Annotated in this window: 2 protein-coding genes; both read left to right on the top strand. The window is 56.1% G+C overall.

Features of this window, described 5'->3' with window-relative positions; all coding sequences use genetic code 11:
* Positions 1–85: 85 nt before the first annotated feature.
* On the top strand, positions 86–292 hold the full coding sequence (locus E1297_RS01385) for a hypothetical protein (protein ID WP_155132950.1): 207 nt from the start codon (positions 86–88) through the stop codon (positions 290–292).
* A gap of 10 nt (positions 293–302) precedes the next feature.
* Positions 303–557 carry a hypothetical protein gene (locus E1297_RS01380; protein WP_155132947.1) on the top strand — a complete coding sequence of 85 codons (255 nt, stop codon included), beginning with the start codon at positions 303–305 and terminating at the stop codon, positions 555–557.
* Positions 558–958 lie beyond the last annotated feature (401 nt).

Below are 958 nucleotides of genomic sequence, written 5' to 3'. Positions count from 1 at the left end.
TGGCTCCCCCGTTTCCGGCGACGCGGAAAAGAAACGCCGACCAGCCGAAAGGCTCAGGCATCAAATCCGCGAAGGAGCAAGACCAATGAAAAAACTGAGCCCGATCATTGATGGTGACAAGTTTGAAGACGTTCACTTTTACCAGCGGAGTTCTCAGCATTTTTACGACAAATCCCGCGAACACCGGGAAAAGGGCAACCGCGTGGATGCGTTGTTTTATCAGCGCGAAGCCGGAGACTTTGCGGCGCGCGCACGGGAAGGCATGGCTTGTTTTCTAAGTCAGGAGGCGTGAGCGGCAGACAATGAACCGCATCGAGTGGAAAGAATTTTATAGCGCCCTGCGGCGAAGTGGCAGAACCCAAACGATCAAAGTGAATGAGCGTTTGTTTGCTGTCGGTTATCCGGGGGTTGCCGAGGTCGAAGGCCGGGGCATTCTGTTTTCGCTTTACCGGACGAGCAGAGATTACAGCGCCCCCTTGAGGCGTGGAATTTTGCAAGAGGCTCGCAATTACAGACGTCTTTTGGAAGCCGTGGAGGTTTTTAAGCCGGGAGCCTAACAATCCGGGTTTTGAGGACAAGAAGCAGCAGCACCGGGCCAGCGGTGCAATCGGGCCGGATGGGCCAGCCCGGCCGAGGCGAGCGGCCTTTGTCCTCAAGTGGAGGTAACAAACATGTGGCTTTTGCCCATTAGCGTTACACTTAGCGTAAAGAAAACCCGGAGCACCTGGTCAGTGACACTCCGGGTTACATTCCTAAGCTGAGGAAACGGTTCGGCGGGGAAACCTGCCGGACCACTCCATGTGATCAAGATAGCCGACGTTTCAAAGAAATCAATCTCAAAGAAGCCGGGAAATGGACCGGCCTGATGGCCGGACTGATCCGTGAGAACAGGGGGAGGCCCCTACGGTGCGCGGCCCTATCGCTGCGGAACGGCACACCAGCGCCGGTCACTTTGACC

Source organism: Roseibium sp. RKSG952, assembly GCF_009711355.1.
The sequence above is the reverse complement of the archived record's forward strand: the minus strand, read 5'-3'. Positions and strand labels throughout refer to the sequence as shown.